Source organism: Planctomycetia bacterium, assembly GCA_015075745.1.
In the GTDB taxonomy this organism is placed as follows: domain Bacteria; phylum Planctomycetota; class Phycisphaerae; order UBA1845; family UTPLA1; genus UTPLA1.
Window position 1 is genome coordinate 105912 of sequence record JABTTW010000002.1, and the last position, 19261, is coordinate 125172.

The 19261-nt window shown below is 61.5% G+C and carries 21 protein-coding genes; 11 read left to right on the forward strand and 10 right to left on the reverse strand.

Annotated elements, in window-relative coordinates:
• Positions 1-88: 88 nt before the first annotated feature.
• The 5 genes from HS101_13965 (at position 89) to HS101_13985 (ending at position 4703) form a co-directional block, all read left to right on the forward strand.
• Positions 89-283 carry a hypothetical protein gene (locus HS101_13965; GenBank protein MBE7507371.1) on the forward strand — a complete coding sequence of 65 codons (195 nt, stop codon included), beginning with the start codon at positions 89-91 and terminating at the stop codon, positions 281-283.
• Between the two features lies 1 nt (position 284).
• Positions 285-506, forward strand: a complete 222-nt coding sequence (locus tag HS101_13970; protein MBE7507372.1) for a hypothetical protein — start codon at positions 285-287, stop codon at positions 504-506.
• A gap of 87 nt (positions 507-593) precedes the next feature.
• A complete protein-coding gene (locus HS101_13975) occupies positions 594-1103 on the forward strand; it encodes a hypothetical protein (GenBank protein ID MBE7507373.1) in 510 nt (169 codons plus the stop codon).
• Between the two features lie 144 nt (positions 1104-1247).
• Complete coding sequence (gene pepT, locus HS101_13980) at positions 1248-2495, forward strand: peptidase T (GenBank protein ID MBE7507374.1); 1248 nt, start codon at positions 1248-1250, stop codon at positions 2493-2495.
• A 96-nt stretch (positions 2496-2591) separates the two neighbouring features.
• On the forward strand, positions 2592-4703 hold the full coding sequence (locus HS101_13985; protein ID MBE7507375.1) for an oligopeptide transporter, OPT family: 2112 nt from the start codon (positions 2592-2594) through the stop codon (positions 4701-4703).
• Positions 4704-4840: 137 nt separating this feature from the next.
• Here HS101_13985 and HS101_13990 read toward each other — a convergent pair whose 3' ends face one another.
• The 6 genes from HS101_13990 to HS101_14015 all read right to left on the reverse strand — a co-directional run bounded on the left by HS101_13990 (position 4841) and on the right by HS101_14015 (position 10762).
• Positions 4841-6349, reverse strand: coding sequence for a peptide MFS transporter (locus tag HS101_13990; GenBank protein MBE7507376.1), 1509 nt, complete (start codon positions 6347-6349; stop codon positions 4841-4843).
• 356 nt (positions 6350-6705) lie between these two features.
• A complete protein-coding gene (locus tag HS101_13995) occupies positions 6706-7707 on the reverse strand; it encodes a hypothetical protein (protein ID MBE7507377.1) in 1002 nt (333 codons plus the stop codon).
• Positions 7708-7760: 53 nt separating this feature from the next.
• The gene (locus HS101_14000; protein MBE7507378.1) at positions 7761-8876 is read right to left on the reverse strand and encodes a glycosyltransferase family 4 protein; all 1116 of its coding nucleotides are present in this window, start codon (positions 8874-8876) and stop codon (positions 7761-7763) included.
• Positions 8876-9580, reverse strand: coding sequence for a hypothetical protein (locus tag HS101_14005; GenBank protein MBE7507379.1), 705 nt, complete (start codon positions 9578-9580; stop codon positions 8876-8878). Before HS101_14005 ends, HS101_14000 begins: the two co-directional genes overlap by 1 nt.
• Positions 9540-10241 carry a hypothetical protein gene (locus tag HS101_14010; protein MBE7507380.1) on the reverse strand — a complete coding sequence of 234 codons (702 nt, stop codon included), beginning with the start codon at positions 10239-10241 and terminating at the stop codon, positions 9540-9542. Before HS101_14010 ends, HS101_14005 begins: the two co-directional genes overlap by 41 nt.
• 11 nt (positions 10242-10252) lie before the next feature.
• A complete protein-coding gene (locus HS101_14015; protein ID MBE7507381.1) occupies positions 10253-10762 on the reverse strand; it encodes a DUF2752 domain-containing protein in 510 nt (169 codons plus the stop codon).
• An 83-nt stretch (positions 10763-10845) separates the two neighbouring features.
• Here HS101_14015 and HS101_14020 point away from each other — a divergent pair, with 83 nt between their 5' ends.
• Together HS101_14020 and HS101_14025 are read left to right on the forward strand one after the other, a co-directional pair.
• Positions 10846-11154, forward strand: a complete 309-nt coding sequence (locus HS101_14020) for a DUF962 domain-containing protein (protein MBE7507382.1) — start codon at positions 10846-10848, stop codon at positions 11152-11154.
• Positions 11151-12227: a site-specific DNA-methyltransferase gene (locus tag HS101_14025; GenBank protein MBE7507383.1), complete on the forward strand. Its 1077-nt coding sequence runs from the start codon at positions 11151-11153 to the stop codon at positions 12225-12227. Before HS101_14020 ends, HS101_14025 begins: the two co-directional genes overlap by 4 nt.
• Before the next feature lie 113 nt (positions 12228-12340).
• Here HS101_14025 and HS101_14030 read toward each other — a convergent pair whose 3' ends face one another.
• The gene (locus HS101_14030; protein ID MBE7507384.1) at positions 12341-12934 is read right to left on the reverse strand and encodes a hypothetical protein; all 594 of its coding nucleotides are present in this window, start codon (positions 12932-12934) and stop codon (positions 12341-12343) included.
• An 88-nt stretch (positions 12935-13022) separates the two neighbouring features.
• Between HS101_14030 and HS101_14035 the strand changes: the two genes are divergently transcribed.
• Positions 13023-13394 carry a transposase gene (locus tag HS101_14035; GenBank protein MBE7507385.1) on the forward strand — a complete coding sequence of 124 codons (372 nt, stop codon included), beginning with the start codon at positions 13023-13025 and terminating at the stop codon, positions 13392-13394.
• A complete protein-coding gene (locus HS101_14040) occupies positions 13391-13972 on the forward strand; it encodes an IS630 family transposase (protein ID MBE7507386.1) in 582 nt (193 codons plus the stop codon). Before HS101_14035 ends, HS101_14040 begins: the two co-directional genes overlap by 4 nt.
• Here HS101_14040 and HS101_14045 read toward each other — a convergent pair.
• The 3 genes from HS101_14045 to HS101_14055 form a co-directional block, all read right to left on the reverse strand.
• The gene (locus HS101_14045) at positions 13947-14600 is read right to left on the reverse strand and encodes a hypothetical protein (GenBank protein ID MBE7507387.1); all 654 of its coding nucleotides are present in this window, start codon (positions 14598-14600) and stop codon (positions 13947-13949) included. The two genes, HS101_14040 and HS101_14045, sit on opposite strands and share 26 nt — an antisense overlap.
• A gap of 841 nt (positions 14601-15441) precedes the next feature.
• Entirely contained in the window at positions 15442-16830 is a 1389-nt protein-coding gene (locus tag HS101_14050) for an APC family permease (GenBank protein ID MBE7507388.1), read from the reverse strand.
• Positions 16831-16874: 44 nt separating this feature from the next.
• The gene (locus HS101_14055; protein ID MBE7507389.1) at positions 16875-17780 is read right to left on the reverse strand and encodes a phosphoribosylaminoimidazolesuccinocarboxamide synthase; all 906 of its coding nucleotides are present in this window, start codon (positions 17778-17780) and stop codon (positions 16875-16877) included.
• Between the two features lie 241 nt (positions 17781-18021).
• Between HS101_14055 and HS101_14060 the strand changes: the two genes are divergently transcribed.
• Positions 18022-18333: an HU family DNA-binding protein gene (locus HS101_14060; protein MBE7507390.1), complete on the forward strand. Its 312-nt coding sequence runs from the start codon at positions 18022-18024 to the stop codon at positions 18331-18333.
• Between the two features lie 283 nt (positions 18334-18616).
• Complete coding sequence (locus tag HS101_14065) at positions 18617-19237, forward strand: TraR/DksA C4-type zinc finger protein (GenBank protein MBE7507391.1); 621 nt, start codon at positions 18617-18619, stop codon at positions 19235-19237.
• The last annotated feature ends 24 nt before the right edge of the window (positions 19238-19261 follow it).

Here is a 19261-nt window from a genome sequence, read left to right on the forward strand (position 1 = left end):
CACCGGCGGCATCGCGTTTGCACAGTTGCGATTCGGCCCGTCGGCCGATATATAGGGCATGGGCTTGTCTCAGGGAGATCGACCGAGGATGAACCGCAGATTTGTGCAGGGATGCGTGCGATGGGGACGCTGGTTGCCGGCCGCCTTCCTGTTTCAGCAGATTGGCTGCCTGCCGGATCAGGCGTTTCAGCAGGTCTTCGCCGAGAACATCGTCCTCACGGCGGCGGTGACGATCCAGTCGATCACCTCGATCATCTTCAATACGATATTTGGGTTGGTATGACATGAAGCGACAAGCCAAAGACAACCGGTCCGCCCTGCGTCGCGTAAGGCTCCTTCGCCGCGCCAGGCTCGCGATGATCGCCATCGCCGCCCTGCCCATGTTCCAGGCAACCGGCTGCTTCCCCGACCCCATCGGGGCCCTGAACTTCGAGCTTCAGAATCTGGTCAACTTCACCCTCATCGACTGGGTGAACACCATCGTCCAGAACGTCTTCCGGCTGTAGTTTCCCCCAAATCACTCCCTCATTCGTGGGTCGGCGTATCCAGCGCTCGCGCGAAATATTGCCGCGTCAACGATATAATGTCCCCTCATGTCTGCGACACCCCTGTTCTGTAGTTCCTCCATGCAAGGGGCGCGATGTCTTTCTTGCGGATACCTGCTCTACGGGCTCCATGACTCACGCTGCCCGGAGTGCGGTAGGCAGTTCGATCCCTCCGACGGCGAAACTTTTTTCTACGACCCCGCATCGGTTGCCGAGCATCTTGTTAAGACACTGGTCGGATGGACCCTCGCATTACCACTATTCGTGTTGCCGCTGTTCGCAGGCTCCATCAGCGCCTCACTTACCAATTTATGCTGGTCGCACGCAATCTTTAAGGCGCCGCTGCTGTTGGGCCCGCTCATCGTGACGTGTCTGGGCGTGATGTTGATTTGGAGCGTGTTTCGCAGAGCTTGGTCAGAGCTGTTGTTTGAACGGGGCCGAATTGCGCATTTCGGCGGCCACCTGCTCATTGCCCTCTGTTCGGGATTAAGTATTCTCTTGATTGTCCTCTCGGTTGTAGTGACGGCATATTCAATCATGGGTTTTCACGTTTTCTGAGTGCCGCCCAATCCTGAGAAGATCGTTTGCCGATGGCTTGTAATGAATCACAGGTACCAAGAGGATTCTCCACGCCTGCGAATTCCCTTTCCCGCATTTGCGATAGTCCCCATATCCTCGTAAAACACGGGCTACGATCTACTCATGTGGAGGTGCAACGTGGATACCCTGCTCGATCGATTCATTCGCTACGTCAAAGTCGAAACCACCGCCGTTGAAGAGACGAAGGACTACCCCAGCAGTCCCGGCCAGCTCGATCTCGGCCGCATCCTCGCCGACGAGCTCAAGGCCCTGAAGCTTGAAAACGTCTCCATGGACGAGCACGGCATCGTCATGGGCACCATTCCCGGAAACGTCCCCGGCGCCCCGACGATCTCCTGGCTCTCCCACATGGACACCTCGCCGGAGTTCACCGCCAAAAACGTCAAGCCGATAATCCACAAAAACTACGACGGCAAAGACATCCAACTCCCCGGCGACCCCACCCGCGTCATTCGCGTCGACGAAACCGAAGGCATGGCCGCCCTCAAGGGCAAGACCCTCATCACCACCGACGGCACCACCCTGCTCGGCGCCGACGACAAGGCCGGCCTCGCCGCGATCATGACGGCCGCCGCCCATTTGATGGCCCACCCGGAGATCAAGCACGGCCCCATCCGCATCGTCTTCACCTGCGACGAGGAAGTCGGCCGCGGAACCGACAAGCTCGACCTCGCCAAGATCGGCGCGACCGTGGCCTACACCCTCGACGGCGACGGCGAGGCCGGTCTGGAAAACGAAACCTGGTCCGCCGACGTAGCCGTCGTCACCATCACCGGCAAGAACATTCACCCCGGCTACGCCAAGGGCCGCATGATCAACGCAATTCGCCTCGCGGCCCAGTTCGTCGATCGCCTGCCCTGGCACCGCCTCGCGCCCGAGACAACCGAGAACCGCGACGGCTTCATGCACCCCTATGTCATCGAGGGCGGCGTCCCCGAGACCAAGGTCCGCGTCCTCCTGCGCAGCTTCGTCACCGCCGAACTCGCCGAACAGGCGAAGATTCTTCACGCCGTCGCCGACACGATCATGGCCGAGCACCCCGGTGCGCGCATCAACATCGAGGTCAAAGAGCAGTACCGCAACATGATCGAGTACCTCACCAAGGACCCCCGCGCCGTGAAGCTCGCCGATCAGGCCATCAAGAACGCCGGCCTCATCACGCGCTTCAAGAGCATCCGCGGCGGCACCGACGGCTCCCGTCTCAGCGAGAAGGGCCTGCCCACGCCGAATCTCTCCGTGGGCATGTACAACTTCCACTCGCCGCTCGAATTCGCCTGCCTCGAGCAGATGGAAAGCGCCGTCAAAGTGCTGATCGAACTGGCACAGCTCTGGGGCAAGGAAAAATCCTAGCGATGGCCGCCGCCAGCGCGGCCTTTTCGCCGCCTGCCACGTGCGTTACATTCCCCCGGTCCTGACAGTTTCGCCGTTCGACCCCCGGAGACCGCCATGTCAGAGCCCAAGGTTGCCACGCGCCTTCCCGAAAACGCCTATCGCGAACTGAAGCCCGGCGAGACTTACACGCCGATGGTCCCCGCCCAGGTGACAGTCCCCGAGGTCACCGGCCGCTCCATCGCCTTCGGCATCCTGATGAACATCATCTTCTCGATGGCCGCGACCTACCTCGCGCTGAAGGTCGGCCAAGGGATCGAGACGGCCATTCCGATTTCGATTCTCTCGGTGGGTCTCTCGGGGCTGTTGCTCAAGACCGGTCGTCGTGCGACGACGCTCCTGGAACACGTCAACATCCTCGCCATCAGCACCACAAGCGGCATCGTCGCCGGTGGCACGGTCTTCACCATGCCGGCGATATATGTGCTCAAGCTTCATGAGAAGCTGAATCTGTCCGGCCTACCGCTGTTCTTCCTGATCTTTCTCGTTCCTTTCCTCGGCGCCGTTCTGGGCGCCACTTTTCTGGTCCCGTTTCGAAGGTACTTCGTCAAGGAGATGCACGGCAAGCTCCCCTTCCCGGAAGGGACCGCAACGAATGAGATTCTTGTCACCGGCGCCTCTCAGACCGGCGGGCAGGCGATGGTCCTTGTTTATTCCTTCATCCTCGGTGCGGCTTACAACTGGATGTCGAGCGCGATGAAGCTCTTCACCGAGAACTTCACCACGGCGGCAATCCCCAAGCTCCACAAACTGACCCACGAGGTAAAAGCCATCTTCTTCCTCGGGACCGGCGCTGAGCTACTGGGCCTCGGTTTCATCATCGGCATCAAGTATGCGTCAATCATTTGCGCCGGCTCATTTCTCTCGTGGTTTGTCATTATCCCCATTCTGGCGCCGCTCGATCTGGCGCACCTCCAACTGTTGAACCCGTCGATAGGGTCCGCTGAGGCGGAGGACATCTTCCGCGCAATCCCTCGAAACATCGGCATCGGCGGTATCTTCGCGGCCGGACTGATTTCCATCTTTAAGATGGGAAACGTCATCATCACCGCCTTGCGGCAGGCCCTCGGCGGTTTGATCGCCTCAAAAGGCACGGTCGCGCAGGAAGACCGCACCGACCAGGACATTAGCTATCCAGGTCTGCTCGCGATCGGCATTGCCATCACCGTCATCATGTTCGTTTTCTTCCGATACGTGGTGATGGTGGACATGGATAGTCCCTGGCGACTCACTGTGATCTCCGTCGTTCTTGCCCTCGGCGTGGCCTTCCTTTTTACCACTGTCTCTGCATGGGCCATCGCCATGATCTCCGTCACGCCGATTTCCGGTATGACCGTCACGACCATCATCATCACCGCCGTCGTCCTTCTGGCAGCCGGCCTGCCCAAAAATGAGGCGGGCATGCTCGCCACCCTGCTCGTCGGCGGCGTTGTCGCCTCGGCCCTTTCAATGGCCGGCACGCTGGTGACAGAGTTCAAACTGGGCTTCTGGATCGGAGCGAGTCCGCGCAAGATCCAATACAGCGCCATCATCGCATCGCTTCTTGCGTCCGTCGTGGTCACGGGAACGATCATGTTTCTCGCCGGCACGAAGGGCTACGACCCCGTCGCCAACCCGGAGGCGCTCGCCGCCCCGCAGGCCAATGTCATGGCCAGCGCCCTTCAGAGCTTTGTCGGCGGCGGGTCCGTCCCCTGGGTGATGTACGGCGTCGGCGTCATGATCGCAATTCTGGTCACGATGCTCGGGGTGTCGGGTCTCGCATTTTCGTTGGGAATGTATCTGCCCATGGAATTGAATACGCCGATCCTCGTCGGCGCGATCATCGCCGCCATGGTGGCCAGGAGCTCTAAAGACGCCGGACTCAGCAAGGCCCGCAGCGACAAGGGCATCCTGATTGCATCCGGCCTGATCGCCGGTGGCGCAATCATCGGCGTCGTCATCAGCGTGCTGACGGCGATTGACGATGAATATCTAAAGAGCTTCGATCTGATGGGATGGTTGGAAATGCCCAGCCATTTGAGCAATCCGGATGGATACGTGTCGATTTCAAACTGGCTCGGCTTAATCGCCTTCCTCGCCCTCTGCGTCTTCGCCTACTTCGACTCCTGCCGTGCCAAGGCCCTGCCGCACGACCCGGACAGGCCCGCCCCACCGGCCGGGCATCATTGATGCCCAACGCCGCCGAACGAGCCCGATGTCAGGTGTGATCGGTCCGGGGGCGCCCCGCTCCCAATGACCAATCTGCTGGGCCCAAAGCGCTCTGCTCTTGATTCTCGTCAGCGAGCCATTTGGGAAAGCCCTGCGGATCAGCCGGCGGCCTTGTTCTCCGCGAGCTTCTCTCTCTCCCACTTCTTCACAATCGGACTGATCACCAGCAGGATCAAGCCCGCGGCGATGCCGCCGAGCATGATCCGGAAGAAAAGCTTCTCAAACCCCCAATCCGGCTCCTTGCTCGCCAGTTTTCCGGCCACGATGTGGGCGAATGCGGTAAAGAGAAACCAAAAGCCCATCATCGTTCCGCCGAGACGAGCGGGGGCCATCTTCGTGATCATGGAGAGGCCGACCGGCGAGAGACACAACTCCCCCATCGTATGGATCAGATAGCAGAGCAGCAGCAGGTACATGCCCGCCTTGGCTCCGTCGTTCGTCTGCCTGGCCGCGAACACGAGGAATACAAAGCCCGCGCCCACAAGGACAAGCCCGAAGACAAACTTCACCGGCGACGACGGATTGAGCCCGGCGCGATCCAGCCGCACCCAAAGCCACGAAAACACGGGTGCGAGCAGGACGATAAAGATGGCATTGACCGACTGGAAACTGGAAGCCTTCAACTCGGTCCCAAAGATGTTTCGATTGATGTGACGATCCGTAAAGAGATTGATGGAGCTGCCCGCCTGCTCGAATGCGGCCCAAAAGGCCAGCGAAGCGATCGTCAGGATAATGGCCACGAAAATACCATGCCGCTCGATAATCGTCGATTTGGACGCCTCATATACGATGTAAACAAGAAATGCGCCGGCCGCGACAGGGCTGGCATACTCCGCGACATAGTCCGGCTTGGAAACCAGAAAAGCGGCGATGGGAACAAGAATAATCGCAAGAACATACGTCAGAATCTCTCGTTTCGTGAACAACGCCTCTATGGCCGTCGGACTCACCGCCTTGGGACGAAGGCCCTTGTCGCCAAGATGACGGCGAAATGTCAGGAAGGTGACGAGGCCCAGGACCATGCCGATCCCCGCGATGAGGAATCCATAGTGATATCCGTAGGTCTCGCCAATCGTCCCGCAGACCAGTGGTGCGACCGTGGCCCCGACATTGATGCCCATATAGAAAATTGTGAACGCACTATCGCGTCGAGCGTCACCGGGGGAATAGAGGCTGCCCACGATCGTCGAAATGTTGGGCTTGAAGAACCCATTGCCAACGATGATGAAGCCGAGTGAGACATAAAACGAAGTTAGTCCCTGCGTGATGATTCCTAAGCCGGCGGCCGCCAGTCCGAATTCACCGATGGCCATCAGGACGCCGCCCAGGATGATGGCGCGCCGATAGCCGAGGATCCGATCCGCTAAGAACCCGCCCAACAGCGGCGTCGCATATACGAGTCCGTTGTAAGCACCGTATGACAGCGGGCCGAATCGGTCGTCGAACAGAAAGACCTTCGTCATGTAGAAGATCAGGAGCGCCCGCATCCCGTAGAAATTGAACCGTTCCCACAGCTCGGTGAAGAACAGCACGTAAAGTCCCAGGGGGTGACCGAGGAAGGTTTTTTCCGATCCGATTTGTCCGGGGGAGTTCGCGGCGGGCTGCATATTGTCCTCTGCGAGTGACTGAGGTGACAGTGATGCCTGTGTACAACGGATTCTCGCGCTATCAGAGGCGCAAACGGTTCGGGGCAGGATAGCCCCATGCGCCTCGCCGTCAAAGCCCTATCTTAACGGACGATCAATGGGTGATGACCAGGAAACGCCCCATAACTGCGCCTTCTTACGGAATCGTTTGTCGAGTCCGGGGCCGCGCTTGTCCGTTATAGGAGTCATGGAGCAACTGCCAAAGCCACTACCGCCCGAACCCACCCAGCCCGTTTCCCCAGAACAGAACGAGACGCACGGCTCGAAGTGGTCGTGGTCGCGCATCGTCACCTTTGCAGGGCTCATCATCCTCGGTATCACACCGTGGGCACAGGCGCAACTCCCCCCGCCGAATCTCCCTGCCGTGTGTCCCCCGCTGACGGCCTTTGCCAGCCCGTCGCTCTTCGATTTCTTCTGGGGCACGACGCCGATTCGCTTTCCCTACGAGTGATCGACTCCGCGTTCCTGTTCACCAACGGCATGGACCACAAGTATTGCTCCGGCCTGCGCCGAACCGCGACCTCGAGCGCACTCAGCGCTTGGCGCGTCACGTCTCCGACATCGGGCGAATAGACAATCCCATCCTCTGCCTGAATCGTAAATGAAAACGGCGCATCGTTTCGATGACAGGTCACGGGAACGACAGTCGCTCCATACCATTGCGCTAATCGATCGAGCGTCGGATAGCAGCGAAGCGTCCGTCCGAGGAATTCTGTTTCGACGGCCGGGCCGCGCACGCGCTCCTGCTCGCAGATCAGAAACACCGCGCCACCGTTTTCCAGCACTCGCGGAATCATCGCCCCTGCCTCATGACGCTGTATGACCCGCACCTGCGACAGGCCGTAAAGCTCACGCTGCCATGCCCGAAGCTGCGGCTGGGCGAGATAATCAGCGACGACGTGGATGGGGCGGAAGATGTGCCCCAGCGCCGCCGCCGCGACCGCCGGATTCCCGAAGTACGCCGTCGCCAGCACGCACGGTCGCCGCGACTGCGCTAGCAATTCCAGTTCCGCCTCGCCATCGATCGTGACATACCGACGCCACTTCGCCTCCGTCAGCCGCCGAATGAACAGCGCCTCGATCCAGAATCGCGCAACGTGCTCATACATCGCCAGCGCAATTCGCCCCGGCCGCTCGTCAACATTGGTCGCTCCGATGCAGGCGGCGATTCGTCGCTCAGCAACCTGCCTGCCGGGCGTGCCCAACTCCGCCACACCACGCGCCAACCGCCGCGCCATCCGCTCGCTCACCCTTGGCCCCAGCGCGCGGAGAATCGGCGCAATGACCCGCCGCAGATAGACGTACCGAAGCCCTTCCATATCAAGAGTATCGGCGGGAACGGCCCGTTCACGCGCGACGTGTTCTCAACCGCTCAGGCCACCATTGCCGTGTCTTTGATCCCCTCGGCTGCGTGCCGGCCTGCCAGCAGGTTCTCGTACAATCGCGCGTAGTTGTCCGCAAAATCACGGATGCCGAAGACCTCGTACGCCTGCCCCCGCGCCACCTCCGTCACCTTCCGCACCAGGTCCGCGTCCTCGATCGCCGTCAGCAGCCTCGCCGCGAGCCCGCGCGGGTCCTTCGGCTTGCACAACAGGCCGTTGTGCTTGTCGGCGATGACCTCCGCGACACTGCGCACCGCAGTGCCCACGACGGGAATCCCCGCCGCCATCGCCGTGGCCAGCGGCTCGGTGCACGTCTCCTCGACGGCCGGACAAAGGAAAATGTCGGCGCACGCGACAAGCTGCGACCACGTCAGTGCAGATGAGGGAACAATGAGCATCTCCGGTATCTGAATCTGTGTCACGAAGCGCTTTAGGCGCCGCGCCTCGGTCGAATCGTATGGAAGTATCACGCGCAGCCCCGCAAGCACCTTGCTCACCACCGCGCACGCCCAGATGCCATAGAACTGCCCCCCGCCGCGCGTCGCAGGGCCGTTCATCAACACCACCGGCCCGCCCTCACCGACGACCCGCTGCCGTAGCTCCTGCCGTCGCGCCGCATTGATCGCCGCGAAGTCCGCCGGCCCGCGAATCACGACGACACGATCGGGCGGAACGCCGGCCGACAAGAGCCGGCTGCGAATGACCTGGCTCCCGACCGCCACTGTCGCCTCCATCGGCAGCGCCGACACCAGCCGCGCCGTTTGGGTCGTGGCGTCGGGGTTCAGCAGCGTGAGCAGCAGCGGCTTACCCGGCAGCCGGGCCGCGCACATCGAAGCCGCCCGAAACCCCCACGCATGGACAATGCCCGCCGCGGCCGATTGGGCGATCTCACCCAGCCTCGGGGCAAGACTCATCAACGGAAAAAAACGCTGCCGCGCCAGCTCGACCGGCGGGCCAACAAAGCCGGCTGCCATTTCACGGGCGGCCGGGTCGACTGCGCAGACCACGTGCCGGGCCCGATCGCGCCGAAGCCGATCGACCAAAGTGCCGATGATCTGGCACTGCGTCTCGTCGGTGGAGCCGTCAATGACGTGAAGTACGGACATCAGGTGGCGAACTCACGTCGGCCATAGAAGTACTCCGCCACCTTTTGGCCCATCTTGATTCCCAATTCCTTGGCGACATCGGCGGCGGAAGTATCACTGTCCATCGGCTTGGCATCGGTCTCGACTTCGACGCGCCTCCCGGCATCGCCTTCGGGCCAGAGCCGGACGTCCGACTTGCGCTCGGTCGAGATCACCTTAATCCGGCAAACGAAAATGCCCTTGAAAATCGGCGCGCCGCCCTCGCCCTGAAGCGTGAATTTCTCGACATTGATGGTGAGCACCTGCTCGGCCCCCAGCCGCTCGCCGATCTGCCGGGCCGACATGCCGTTGTACTTGGGATCTGATTGCAATCGCTGCCAATCCTGGAAGGGAATGACATTCTTGTTCACGTCGAACTGCAGGAATATCTCCGAGATCGTCTGATGAACCTCTCGGATCGCCTTCGGCTCCGAGACGAGACTGCTGCGATCGTCGACAAGGACCAGCAGCGGCGCGGTGCTCAGCTTGTACTCCGCCTCAATCCAGTCGCCGCCGGTGATGTTCGCCCAGGCGGCGGCCATGTTCGCGCAGGAGGCGCAGGCGAACATCAGAAGGACGCACCCGACGCTTGCCGAGACTTGCCGCAGCCGGACCGCCCGATGCCTGATGCCGATCTGTCCAAAACTAACGAGCATCTCGGCCTCGCAGTGATTCCTTGTGATCATAAAACTTCTTCGCGACCGCCTGCCCAAACTGCTCGATGGCCGCACGGAGCAGGTCATACTCATCCATATCGGTGATGCTCGCCTCGCCGCTGGGCGGGAAGGTGGCGGAAATGTCTGTGGTGTACAACGAATCGGGCCGGGCCGCGTCGGAGCCGTCGTAAAGGCTCACCGATCCGTGCACGCGGCCCTTGCGCAGCTCCCGCGTGTCCGCTGCACGCGTCGTGTATTCCAGTAAGTCGATGCGCAGGACGAGGTCGCAGTTCAGTTCGCGGGCCACGTCGTGATGCGACATGCCCTGCCAGTCGAGCCCCGAATTTTCCTGGAAATCGGCAATCTTCTTACCCGAGATGAAGCGGGCGTCCGGCAGATTGCGCTTCATTTCGTAGATAACAGCATCGCACACGCGCCGCCGCGCCTTGGGGTCGACGTCCAGCGTGGCGTGATCGGCCCAGACGACGACGCCGACCGTGGCCTTGCCGATCTTGCCGTACTCCGCCTTGACGTCCTTCGTCTCATCGGGCGTCAAAAAATAGAGCGCCTGACAGCCGAAGGAAAACTGAATCACGGCCAGGAGCGAATAGAAAGTCAGCCGGCGCAAGATCGCCGGATTGCGAGTGCCGCGTGACACGCGGTTGGCCTTTTGGATTTCTGTGGTCGTCATGAGGGCTGAGCCTATCTTGCCGGGAGCGATCCCGCCAGCAGTCCGTGTGCCATTTTGAATCCCCATCCGGCGAACAGCATCAAGCCGAATCCCACCGTCAGCCGAATCGGCCCCAGCCGCTCCCAGTTCACCACCGGCGCGCGGCCGCGCACGAGAATGTAGAGCGACAGGATCAATCCGCCGATCGTCGCCAGGCACAGCACCTCGCCGGCCGGCTGCACGATAAACGCCTTGATCGGATGCCCGTGCATCAATTCGGCGAACGACGTCGTCATCCCGCAGGTCGGGCACGGCAATCCCGTGGTCAGGATGAACCCGCAGGGCCATGCCCCGAAGAGCGCCTCGTGCGTGCCGTAGCCGCGCGGGTCGGGCTTGAGCAGGACGGCGATCGTCAGCACCGCCAGGCAGCCCAGCGCCGTCAGGGCCGCGATGCCGCGCGTCCCGCGCCGCACCGGGATAAACGGCCCGAAGTACGGAAATTCAATCGGCCGGGCGATGGAAAGTTCGGTGGGTTGGTCCACGAATACATTGTTACGCCCTCCCCGGGAACTTCAATGCGGTTCGGCCCTTTTCCCGGCGGATGATTTCTCTACACTGGCGGCCTATGAAACCCACCTGGCTACAGAATTGGTTGGAGCGGCACCAGAACCGCACCTCCTTCATGCTGCACATGGTCGGCATTCCGCTGACCATCGCCGCGCTCGTGCTCGCCGGGGTGCAGCTTACCGAATCGCGATGGGACCTCTGGTGGCGGCCGGCCCTGCTCTTTGTCGCGGGGTATCTGCTCCAGTGGATCGGCCACCTCATCGAAGGCAACGACATGGGCGAGATCATCCTCGTCAAAAAAATGCTGGGCAAGCCGTACGTCGCTGTGTCCCCGCGATACGCCAAACCGGCAGGAGGCCGCTCATGAAGCCGAAGATCGGCAAGGTCAATCACGGTGACTGCATCGCCGGCATGGACGCCCTGCCGCGCGGCAGCGTCGATCTCGTCTTCGCCGATCCGCCGTTCAACATCGGCTACGACTACGATGAATACGACGACCGACAGGAGCACGCCGCCTACCTCGCATGGTCGCGCGACTGGATGGCTGCCGCCTGGCGCGCCCTGAAGCCCAGCGGGTCGTTCTGGCTGGCCATCGGCGACGAGTACGCGGCGGAGTTGAAGCTCATCGCCCAGGGCGATTACCCAACGCTGCCGCTCGTCGAGTCGGCGAAGAAGGCCCTCCCCGCTTCCTCCAAGACATCCAAGGCCACCAGAACTTCTACGAAGAAAGGCCGACCCGCGAAGGCCGACAAGATCGCCCCGCCGCCGGGCTTTACCTGTCGAAGCTGGGTCATCTGGTATTACACCTTCGGCGTCCATTGCAAGCGCAAGTTCACCCGCAGCCACGCCCACCTGTTTCACTTCGTCAAGGACCCCGACGACTTCACCTTCAACGTCGACGCCATTCGGGTGCCATCGGCGCGGCAGCTCGTCTATGCCGACAAGCGGGCCAACCCCACCGGCCGGATTCCGGACGACACGTGGATGATGCCCATCGGCACGCCGACGGCGGGCGGCTTCATCCTTCGGCCGCAGGACATCCCCACGGGTTTCACGCCGGAGAGCGACACGTGGTATTTCTCGCGCGTGGCCGGCACCTTCAAGGAGCGCGAGGGCTGGCACGGCTGCCAGATGCCGGAGCAGCTTCTGGGCCGGATCATCCGGGCCTGCTCGAACGAGGGCGACGTGGTGCTCGACCCCTTCGCCGGCAGCGGCACGACGCTGGCCGTGGCGAAAAAGCTCTCGCGGGAGCCGGTCGGCTTCGAGCTTTCGAAGCAATACTTCGACCAGGCCGCCGCCCGATTGAAGGCCGCCAAGGCCGGAACGGCGCTCGACGGAGTCGAGGACCCGCTGACCAGCGCCCCAAAGACCGGCACGCCGCGGAATGCGCCCAAGCGAAAAACCGCGACGAAGGAAGACGACCTCCTGTTCGCCGTCTGATCTGTTCGGCAAGCTTTCCGTCGCGCCTTTGGCCGCCATTGGGCCGTTAGTTTCAAGGTGACACAAGCGTTTGCGGACGCTTGCAACTCGCCGTGCCTCTGAGCGCTACCTTTTCAACCGCGGAATCGCTCTTTGAGAGAAACAATCTCTCCATTAATCACGCGTCCATGGCGCAAAGCATTCGCAAGGCCGCCAAATTGTGCATCAGCCAGACCGCCAAGTTGGGGGCCGTAGTGTGCAAAATAATCGCACATGATTGATGAAAATGTAGCAAAGTCCCCTTCGAAGGCGTGCACTCCCATTTTCCACCAAGAAACTGAGAATGCTGACGCAACCCGCTCCCACCAGGACTCTCTCGTGTCGGAATTGATAATGTAGATTCGATCGGGGCCGGTAGTGTCCCGAATTCCCTCCGCGAGAAGTCGGCTCATGAAGGCGTCGGTCTCTGGAAAGCTATAGCCAACAATAACTATCGCTCGTGCCTTTTTGATGTTGCGAATGGCCGATCGCCACTGCGCCTGAATGGCACTTTGCGAACTCGTCTTCTCAAGTGCAGGTGCAACGATGAGCGGTTCACTGCCTGCCTTTTCATTGGTGAAACTCGATTGCTGGCACTTCCATTCCGTAATGCTTGGCGGACTGCCGCGATAGCTACTCGGCCACCACATCAATTCGGCAGGCCCATCAGACGCGGTAAACCAATTCACCGATCCGTGAAGCTTAGAGCAGATTGCGCGTCCCTCTAGCGCCATAGTGCACTAGAGGTTAGGCTGGTTGCCGAAGGAGTACTTTGGCATGGAAGCCTATTCGATGGATCTGCGAAAACGGGTGCTGGCGGCGTGCGATGCCGGGCATGGGACCACGCGGGTTGCGAAGTCGTTCGAGGTGTCGCCGGCCTGGGTTCGGCGACTGAAGCAGCGACGGCGTGAGCTCGGCACCATCGCGCCGTTGCCGCATCGGGCCGGACCGATCCCGAAGCTCAACGACGCTCGAAAGGCGCGGCTCCGCAGGCTGGTGGAGACCCAGCCCGATGCGACCCTGGCCGAACTGCGCGACCGGCTGGGTCTGGAGGTCACCCTGGGCCACCTTTGCCGCACGCTCCACAAGATGAAGCTGTCGCTAAAAAAAAGTCGCTCTTTGCGGATGAGCAGAACCGTCCGGACGTGAAGGCGGCGCGGCAGCGCTGGCAGGCGGCGCTGGGCGGCCTCGATCCGGATCGCCTTGTTTTTATTGATGAGAGCTCGGCCAAGACCAACCTGACGCGGCTGCGGGGCCGCGCCCCGCGCGGGCAGCGGGTCAAGGCCCATGCGCCCAATGGCCGTTGGCAGACCACGACGATGCTCTGCGGACTGCGGCTGAGCGGACCCACCGCGCCGATGCTGTTGCCCGGGGCGATCGATGGCGCGGCCTTCACGGCCTATGTCCGCCAGGTTCTCGCGCCCACCCTCAAGCCGGACGACATCGTGGTGATGGACAACCTGGCCTCGCACCACGCCCCGGGCGCGATGGAGGCCATCGCTCAAGTCGGCGCCACCGCTTTGTTCCTGCCGCCGTACTCGCCCGACTTCAATCCGATTGAACCGATGTGGTCAAAGGTGAAGCAGTACCTGCGAAGTGCGGCGGCGCGAAGCTTCGAGCCGTTGTGCAAGGCGATGGGCCGCGCGATTGCCGCCGTGACGCCCGGCGATGCCATCGGCTACTTTACGCACTGCGGAATCGCTACAGAAATGCGCAAACCGCTCTAATAACTTCGACCGCTTGGGGCCCGTCTTCATGCTGAGAGTTTCGGAATTTGGCGTTGTGAATAAAAACCTCCCCCAGCGGCGTTTCAATTCCCGGATAGTGAATCAATAGGGGATTGCCCTCCGCAACCGACCTGAGGTCCGCGATCGCGCTCTCTAGATTGAGATCGTAATTCGTCGTGATAATCACGGGACGCGGGCATTCGCTACGCTGGCTTCCAATAATCAGAGATTGGAGTGCCAAGCGGAAAGTCAGATATCCGCAAGGGCGCTTGCTCCGCGTCCTTCTGCATACATCCCAGATCACCCTAGAAATGGCTTTGGAAGTTCCGCGCTCGAAGTCTTCCTCGGCAATCTCCATTATTTGTGCCTGAGTCATAAGCTGCTCTACATCATCCCACCAGCGATCGAAGATTCGAGATATCGACGCACAGCTGTTGCGAAACTCAAAGGTCCGTTCGTAGTCCCTCCGGATCTTGTCAGATGCTGTGCGCATTCTCGATCTGGCGACTTCCAAAAAGCGAGCCATGACCGGCACCTCACAGTCGGCCGAGCAGCCCGCTCCGAGAAGGAACACAATGGTTCCGCGCTCACTATCAAGTGTCTCGAATCTACTTTCAGACTCGTCCATTTGTTTGCCTCCTTCGTGCCTCCAAGTCGTAGGACCGCATTAATCCTACCGCGCGTGCAACCCATTTGCTCATCCGCGCCAAGCACGGGACGACTTGAACCGCCGCAAATTCGAAGGCAGGAATAGAAACACGAATAAGGCGACTTTTCCCTTCTATGACTCACTCCGGGGCACATCAGGCGGGGTACATCAGGGGCATTCGATTCTTCTTTGACTTTCGCGCCGTCATTCGAACGCGGTCCTCGTCAGGCCGTTTCAACGGCCTTTCCCGAAGGGCCATTAGGCCGGGGCTTGAGCCCCGGTCGACCGAGCCCGACGCCATAGGCCCGCCCCGCTCTCCCACCCCCCGCCGATGCCGCGTTCGTGATGATTCGATGATTGACGACTTGCGGCATCGGCGGGGGGTGGGAGAGCGCTTCCTTCTCAACCGATCCCGGCCCTAAAGGACCAGTCTAATAGCCCTTCGGGAAAGCCCCGTGAACGGGACTCAATTCGAGGCCGCCGGCTCGATCCGAACTTCTCCCTGTTCGCTGCAAACCAACTCAAACCGCGCGAACGGCGAGCAAGGGTAGACATGCGGGAGGCGATACCGTCATGATTGGCACGCAATCAACGAACTCAAGAAAAGCCGATTCCGGTTTTCACGCGCACTTTCCAAAAAACCACCTAAAAGTCGCACCGCCCCAACTCGTGACCGCCACATGTGTTGGCACAATTCCCGTGAGGCTTGTGTCACCTTATGTCACCTTCGATTTTGCTCGACTTGCGCGCGATCGGCGCGCTGGTCTTCACCCTCGACACCTTGGCCCCTCGATCCCTTGGCCCCTTTTTTCGCCTATTGTCACCTTGGATCTTGGCCGATTCGGCCGCCTCCATGGGCCCACCGCCAGACCACGTAGAGCAGGGCCAGCCCCACCAGCAGAGCGATGGTCCACAGACTATCCCGGCTCCCGGTTTGAAGATCATCCACCACGATGCTCACCGCGAGGGCCAACTCAATCCCGATCAGAAGGACGGCCACGAATGGGCCGGCCGGTGTGTAAAATACGTCGGGCCGTTCGGCATTGCCTGCCATTCTCTCCCGCCGGCGGAAAACCAGCAGACTTGCATAGGTGAGCCCGAAGAGGACCGTGCTGCCGAGAAAATAAATTCGCAAAATGCCCGCGAAGTCCCGGTATAGAACAAACGAGCAGGCAAGTGCGCCGCCGACAAGAATCGATCCGATCGGCGCCTGGTTCCGGCTCATCCTTCCGAGGACCTTGAATGTGAGCCCGTCGCGTGCCAGGGCGTATGTCACCCGCACGTTGGCAAGAAAGACGGAGCTGATCGCCCCGAGGCAGATCAGCGCGCTGGCCGCCAGAATCAACTCGTCCGCCCCCCAACCGGTCTTGCGCGCGAAGATCAGCGAGGGCACGCTCGTTCGCCCCGCCATCTCGCCCGGCGTCACCGCACAGAGGAGGGCATAGTTATAGAAGCAATAGACGACCGTGAGCGTGCCGACCGTCGTGAGCAGGGCCAGCGGCAGGGCCCGGCGCACATCGCGCGTTTCCTCCGCCAGCTTGGCCGCGTCCGTGGCCCCGCTGTAGGCCCAGTAGGCCGGAATCAGCGCCAGCAGGAAACCGTTCAGCGAAGAGTGCCCGACGATCCCCGAGTCAGCCGGCGGGGTCGCGGGAGTCACCCGGCCGGCCATCAGCATGGCCCCGACGGCAATCGCCAAAAGCGCGAGGGTCTTCAGGAAGGTGAGAATGTTCTGCGTGACCGCGCCGCTGCGCAGGCCGAGGCCGTTGACGATCATCACCGCGATGATGGCCGCGCAGCCGAGCCTGGGCTCCGCCCAGGTCTGCTCCATCATCAGCAATTGCGCGAGAAAGGTACCGAATGCCGCGGCGATGGTGCCCGCCCCACCGCCGACGATGAAGACCGTGAACGACCAACCGAAGAAAAACGCCGCGAACTCGCCATACGCCTCTTTGAGAAATTGATACTCGCCACCGGCCTTCGGCAATCGTGTCGCCAGTTCCGCCGTCACCATGCTCTGAAGCAATGTGATGACGCCCGCCGCCAGCCACACCCCAAGAATGACCCACGGCGAACTGAGGTGCTTGGCCGCTTCCCCCGGCGTGGCGAATATGCCCGATCCGATGGCTCCGCCGATCCCGACGCACGCGACGCTGACAGGTCCGAGCAGACGACGCAGCGCGGTTTGCGTTGCCGGACCGACTTGCGACATGCTGGCCCTCGCCGATGCTCAGTAAGAATAAACTCGCGCGGCCGTCATGCCTCAAATGTTTCGCCGGTCAGACGCTCGTACGCCTCGATGTATCGCGCGCTCGTCGCGGCGATGACGTCCTCCGGCAGTCTCGGCGCCGGGTCGGTCTTGTCCCACTTCCCCGCGTCGCAAAGGCCCTGGAGAAAATTGCGGACGAATTGCTTGTCGAAGCTCTCCTGGTCGCGGCCCGGTTCGTACTTGTCGGCCGGCCAGAATCGGCTGGAGTCCGGCGTCAGCACTTCGTCGATCAGCAGAATCCCATCGGACGACTGGCCGAATTCAAACTTTGTATCCGCGAGGATGATCCCCTGTTTCCGCGCATGTTCCGACGCCCGGGCATACAGTGACAGGGTCTTGTCACGCAGCTCCCGCATCACGCCCTCGCCGACGATGCCGCAGGCCTGCTCGAAGCTGATGTTCTGGTCGTGCCCGGACTCCTCCTTGGTCGCCGGGGTGAAGATGGGCTCCGGCAGTTTGTCGCATTGCCGCAGCCCCGCCGGCAGCGCGATGCCGCAGACGGTGCCGTTGGCGAGATACTCCTTCCATCCGCTGCCCGAAAGGTATCCGCGCGCCACGCACTCAATCGGGACGACCTGCGTCTTGCGGCAGACCATCGTGCGATGGGCGAGTTGGTCGGCGAAAGCCTCGAACCCTTTCGGTGCTTGGGTGCCGATCACCTCGATCAGATGGTGTGGGTATTCTGACCCCACCAGGTCAAACCAGAACTTCGACAGGGCCGTCAGGACCCGCCCCTTATTGGGGATGGGGTCGGGCAGCACGCAGTCAAAAGCGCTGATGCGATCGGTCGCCACCAGGAGCAGCCGGTCGCCCAGGTCGTAGATGTCGCGGACTTTGCCGCGTCGAACCTTAACCTCGGGGATGTGAGTCTGCCGGACGACGGTGCAGGCCATGGGTTCCTCCGTGATTGAACAATGGCAACGATCCCGGTCAGGACAAGCCCGCACACTAGACGTCTCTCCGAGGGGATGTCAAGCCCACCCCGCCCCCTCGAGTCAAACGCGGGCCGGCTCGTCAGAAGATAGGGATTGATCTACAGTGCCCGCCTCGCTAACTTGAGCATCCCAATCGGCTGCGGGCTGCAGACCGATTGCAGATGGGTTCATAAACCAGGAATTCTGCCAAGGAGCAAATATGGCTGCCGCAATGAGCAAGAGCGCGTTGATCCGACACCTCGCCGAGCAAAATGAACTGACCCGTGCACAAGTCGTCCAGTTCGTGGACACGCTTGTCGCCACTGCCTACAAGGAGGCCAAGAACGGCTTCATGCTGCCCGGCCTCGGCAAGCTGGTGCTGGTCCAGCGAAAGGCCCGAATGGGACGGAACCCCGCGACCGGCGAGGCCATCAAGATTCCCGCGAAAAAGGTCGTCAAGTTCCGCGTGGCCAAGGCCGCCAAGGATGCGATCCTCGGCACGAGCGGGACCAAGAAGAAGGGCCGAAAGTAGCCCTTCGGCGTTTTGCCAATCGTGCCTGGTTGTGGCCGGGCCGCGATGCAATGCCCTTGCTCGCAGGGCATGGGGCCGGATCGTGCCTGCGCGGTCGCAAAGCCGGTTTCCCGGAAATCCGGCATCCTCGAACATAGAATCGTCGACTTGGCCCAGGTTCGGTGGCACACGGGCACTTGACATAGACTCGGATCAACACGATCCTTCTTGCCCCGCGTTCGATCCGGCCAATTTTTCGGCCGGTGGCGCGGCGTGGAAAACCGCGGCGGAGAATCGATTTTTGATGGCCACATCCAAGAAGACATCGAAAAAGGCCGGTGGCTCCAAGACGGCGGGCGCAAAGACGAAGCCCAAGTCCGCCGCCAAGGCCAAGCCTGCCGCCGCGACGAAGGCCTCGGCGAAGTCGAAAGCCAAGTCCAAGTCTCGGGCGGAGGCCGTCGCCCATGAATCCGCATCTTCATCGATGTCTCCCGCCAAGACCGTCGTTGAGCGACCCGCCAAGCCGGCGAAGCCCGCCGTTGATGCGCAGTGGCAGGCTGATATGCGCGAGGCTCTGGCAGCGCAGCGCCAGCGGCTGCTGACCGTCGTGCAGACGACTCAGGCGCAGATGGCCCAGAAGTCCGGCGACCTGGCCGACGTCAGCGACCGGGCATCCGAAGGGTTCGAAGATGAACTCGACATGGGTCTCATGGCCATCGAGGCGGCCCAACTCGATGACATCGAAGCTGCCATCAAGCGAATCGACGACGGCACGTACGGCATCTGCCTGACCTGCGCCAAGGCCGTGCCTCGCAAGCGACTTGAAGTGTTGCCGTTCGCCCGGCGCTGCCTGCCCTGTGAAGGCGAGCACGAACGCCGCGCGAAGAACATCGAGCCGAGCGACGAAGAGGAAGATTGGGACTAACCGTTCCGCTTCGGGCCTCTGACC